The 4,108-nt window shown below is 71.6% G+C and carries 5 protein-coding genes; 1 reads left to right on the forward strand and 4 read right to left on the reverse strand.

The window, feature by feature from the left end; genetic code table 11:
• On the reverse strand, positions 1–401 hold a 401-nt coding region (locus AC2H6A_RS18315; RefSeq protein WP_484275154.1), incomplete at its 3' end, for an alpha/beta hydrolase family protein.
• 110 nt (positions 402–511) lie between these two features.
• On the opposite strand from AC2H6A_RS18315, the gene AC2H6A_RS18320 reads away from it, so the two are divergent.
• A complete protein-coding gene (locus AC2H6A_RS18320; protein ID WP_484275155.1) occupies positions 512–1,696 on the forward strand; it encodes a serine hydrolase domain-containing protein in 1,185 nt (394 codons plus the stop codon).
• Here the strand turns inward: AC2H6A_RS18320 and AC2H6A_RS18325 are convergent.
• The 3 genes from AC2H6A_RS18325 to fba form a co-directional block, all read right to left on the reverse strand.
• Positions 1,669–2,130 carry a DUF6285 domain-containing protein gene (locus tag AC2H6A_RS18325; RefSeq protein ID WP_484275156.1) on the reverse strand — a complete coding sequence of 154 codons (462 nt, stop codon included), beginning with the start codon at positions 2,128–2,130 and terminating at the stop codon, positions 1,669–1,671. The two genes, AC2H6A_RS18320 and AC2H6A_RS18325, sit on opposite strands and share 28 nt — an antisense overlap.
• Before the next feature lie 14 nt (positions 2,131–2,144).
• A complete protein-coding gene (locus AC2H6A_RS18330) occupies positions 2,145–3,152 on the reverse strand; it encodes a phosphotransferase family protein (RefSeq protein ID WP_484275157.1) in 1,008 nt (335 codons plus the stop codon).
• 13 nt (positions 3,153–3,165) lie between these two features.
• Positions 3,166–4,108, reverse strand: a 943-nt coding sequence (fba, locus tag AC2H6A_RS18335) for a class II fructose-bisphosphate aldolase (protein WP_484275158.1), incomplete at its 5' end; no start/stop codon positions are given.

Consider the following 4,108-nt stretch of genomic DNA (forward strand, 5'->3'; position numbering starts at 1 on the left):
CCCATCGACCAGCCATAGACCAGCCGCACCCGCTCCACCCCGAAGACCTCGGCGAGCAGGCGCTCCTGCACCCGCACCGCGTCATGGTAGGTGACCTCGGGATAGCGATCGCCGGTGAGCGGCCAGCCGGTGTTCGAGGGCGAGGACGACAGCCCGTTGCCGAACAGGTTGGGAATGAGGATGAAGTGCCGGGTGGGATCGAGGATGCCGCCCGGGCGGATCAGCCAGCGGGTGTCGAGGTGCTGCGCGGCATACGAGGTGGGATAGACGATGACATTGGAGCGATCGGCATTCAGCTCGCCGAAGGTCTGGTACACGATGCGCATGCCGGGAAAGGTGCGCCCCGAATCCAGCACCACATCGCCCGCCTCGAACACGCCCTGCCCTGCATCCTGCGTCATCGCCGCTCTCCCTGGACCGATGGGCCGATGATGCCCGAAGCGGCAGCGGTACACTGCCCGCCGGTCGCCGCGATGACGCAGGGGCGCCACGGCCGGCCGGGAGAGTGCCGATGACACTGCAGGACCGGATCGACGCCGCGCTGTCGGCGGCGGTGCAGGCGGGCCAGGTGCCGGGCGTGGCCGCCATGGTCACCGACCTGCACCACACCCGCTACCAGGGCGCCTTCGGCGTGCGCACCCTGGGCCAGCCGCAGGCCATGGATCTGGACACGGTCGGCTGGATCGCCTCGATGACCAAGGCGATCACGGCCGCGGCGGCCATGCAGCTGGTCGAACGCGGTCTGCTCGAGCTCGACGCGCCGGCCTTGCGCTGGCTGCCCGAGCTCGCGAGCGTGCCGGTGCTCGAGGGCTTCGATGCGCAGGGCCGGCCGATCACCCGCGCGCCGCGCCGGCCGGTCACGCTGCGCCACCTGCTCACCCACACCGCCGGCTTCGGCTATGACACCTGGAACCCGGAGGTGCGCCGCTACCAGGAGGCCCTCGGACTGCCGCTGATGGCGAGCGGCCGGCGCGCGGCGCTGATGACCCCGCTGCTCTTCGACCCCGGCCAGCGCTGGAACTACGGCATCGGCATCGACTGGGCCGGCCGGCTCGTCGAACAGGCCAGCGGGCAGCGGCTGGGCGAGTACCTGGCGCGGCATGTGTTCGAGCCCCTGGGCATGACCCGCACCGGCTTTGCGCTCACCACCGCGATGCGCGAGCGGCTGGCGCGCATCCATCAGCGTGACCCCGATGGCAGCCTGCGGCCGCTGCACGACTTCGAGATCATCCAGCAGCCGGAGTTCGAGGGCGGCGGCGGCGGCCTGTACAGCACCGCGGCCGATTACCTGCGATTCCTGCGCATGATCCTCAACGACGGCCTGAGCGACGATGGCGCGCGCGTGCTGCGGCCCGAGACCGTCGACCTGATGAGCCGCAACCACATCGGCGGCCAGCGGGTGAGCCCGATGCGCAGCCTGAACCCGGCGCGCTCGAATGACGCCGAGTTCTTCCCCGGCGTGCCCAAGAGCTGGGGGCTGAGCTTCCAGATCAACGAGGCGCCGGCGCCCACCGGCCGCCCGGCCGGCGGACTGATGTGGGCGGGCCTGAGCAACAGCTACTACTGGATCGACCGCGGCAACCATCTGGCCGGCGTCTACCTGACCCAGGTGCTGCCCTTTGCCGATCGGCTGTCGCTGCCGCTCTACCTGGCGATGGAGACCGAGGTCTACCGGGCGCTGTCCGAGGGCGGCTGAGCCACGCCGGGCGCGGCGGGCGCGGCGACCGCGGTGCGCGCGAGTTCGGCCTGATACGAGGCATAGCCCGGCTGATCGACCGCCAGCCGGTCGAGGGTGGTCTGCCAGAGATGGGCGAGCAGGGCCGGGTCATCGAGCGCCACCCGGCCCTGCGCGATGGCCTGCGAGAGCGCCCGGTTCGCCTGCACCAGCCCGCCGTCGGCCACGGGCACGGCCTCTTCGGGCATGGCCGAGCCGAGCAGCGCGGCCAGACGGGCCCGCTCGGCGGCTTCCTGGGCCGGCGCAAGCGCGATCTGACGACGCACCACGCTCACCGCATTGGCCGCCACCCGGGCGTGGAAGGCTGCCGCCGGGGGCAGCAGCGGCATGGCCACCTCGGTGAGGTAGCGGGCGACCACCTCGAGGAGCTCGTCGGGCGTGGGGGTGTTGTGCATGGCAGCCTGGGCGATCAGCGCGGCGCGAGCAGGCGCAGCAGGTCGATGTCGGTCTCGGACACACGCCGCCCGATCTGCGCGCGCTCGACCGCGCGGCCGGGATCGGTGGCCTTGAACAGCGGATAGGAGCGGGCGAGGTCCAGGCAGATCACGCCCCAGCGCAGCGTGCCCATCACCTCCCAGAACAGCGCGCGCTGCGGATCGACCGGCATGCCCGATCGGGCCTGGTAGGCCTCGAAGAGCGCCTCGCGGCTGCCCCAGCCGCCCACCGGCTTGTCGATGGCGCCGAAGCGCCAGGCGGCCACGCAGATCCAGCCGAGGTCTTCGATGGGGTCGCCGACATGGGCGAGTTCCCAGTCGAGCACGGCGCGGATGCCATCGGGCCCGATCATGAGATTGCCGTGGCGATAGTCGCCATGCACGAGCGTGAACCGGTCGGGCGCGGGGCAGTGCGCGCGCAGCCAGGCGAAGGCCAGCTCGAAGACCGGCAGCGAGGCCCCGGCGGCGCGATAGCGCTGATGCAGCTGCTCGAGATCTTCAGCCGGCGTGCGGCGCGGCAGGCCCACGCCCTCGGGCGAGACCGCGTGGATGGCGGCGGCGATGCGGCCGGCCTGCGCCGGCAGCTCGGGCCGCACGGCGTCGAAGGCAGCATCGCGCAGGATGCGCTTGCCGAGGGTCTCGCCCTCGACCCGGCTCATCACGAAGCCCCGACCCAGGCCATCCGCGGGCTCGGCCACCGCCAGCACCCGGGGCACCGGCACCCCGGCTGCGCCGGCGCGGCGGATGAGTTCGGCCTCGGTCTCGAGGCCGATGGCCATGGTGCCCTGCCCCGATTCCGGCGGCAGGCGCCGCAGGATGGCCGGCAAGGCACCGGCCGGGCCGTGGGCCTCGAAGGCCCAGGTCTGCTGGCTGGCGCCGCCCGAGAGCCGGGTGAGGCCCCGCACCGACTCGTAGCCGGGCAGGCTGCGGCGCACGAGCGCAGCCAGCGCGCCGATGAGTGGATCGTTGGCCACCGCGCTCATGCCGGTGTGCCGATCAGTTCACCACCTGGGCGAGCTCGCCGGCGCGGTAGCGGCTGACCATCACCGAGAGCGCCTGCGGGCGGATCTTCGGGCCCTGGCCAGCGCAACCGAACTCCTCGTAGCGCTGGCGGCAGATGCGGGTGGCGGCCTCGCGCGCCGGCTTGAGGAAGTCGCGCGGATCGAACTTGTCGGGAAACTGGGCGAGGTACTTGCGCACCGCCGCGGTCATGGCCAGCCGGATGTCGGTGTCGATGTTGATCTTGCGCACGCCATAGCGGATGGCCTGCTGGATCTCCTCGACCGGCACGCCGTAGGTTTCCTTCATGTCGCCGCCGTACTGGCGGATCTCGGCGAGGAGATCCTGCGGCACCGAGGAGGACCCGTGCATCACGAGGTGGGTGTTCGGCAGCCGGGCGTTGATCTCCTTGATGCGGGAGATGGCGAGGATGTCACCGGTGGGCTTGCGGGTGAACTTGTAGGCGCCATGGCTGGTGCCGATCGCGATGGCCAGGGCATCGACCTGGGTGCTGCGCACGAAGTCGGCCGCCTGCTCGGGATCGGTGAGCAGCTGCTCGCGGGTCATGGAGCCCTCGGCGCCATGGCCGTCCTCCTTGTCGCCCTTCATGGTCTCGAGCGAGCCCAGGCAGCCGAGCTCGCCCTCGACGGTGACGCCGAGCGCGTGCGCCATGTCGACCACCTCGCGGGTGACCGCCACGTTGTACTCGTAGCTGGCGATGGTCTTGCCGTCCTGCTCGAGGGAGCCGTCCATCATCACCGAGGAGAAGCCGAGGTCGATGGCGCCGCGGCAGATGCCGGGCGACTGGCCGTGGTCCTGGTGCATGACCACCGGCACATCGGGATAGGACTCGACCGCCGCCTGGATCAGGTGCTTGAGGAAGGCCTCGCCGGCGTACTTACGGGCGCCGGCCGAGGCCTGCATGATGACGGGCGCGTCG

The organism is Quisquiliibacterium sp., from assembly GCF_982640115.1.

Coding starts and splice junctions, on each gene's coding strand:
- AC2H6A_RS18325 (WP_484275156.1), bottom strand. CDS start 2,130: ATGCACAACACCCCCACGCCCGACGAGCTCCTCGAGGTGGTCGCCCGC.
- AC2H6A_RS18320 (WP_484275155.1), top strand. CDS start 512: ATGACACTGCAGGACCGGATCGACGCCGCGCTGTCGGCGGCGGTGCAG.
- AC2H6A_RS18330 (WP_484275157.1), bottom strand. CDS start 3,152: ATGAGCGCGGTGGCCAACGATCCACTCATCGGCGCGCTGGCTGCGCTC.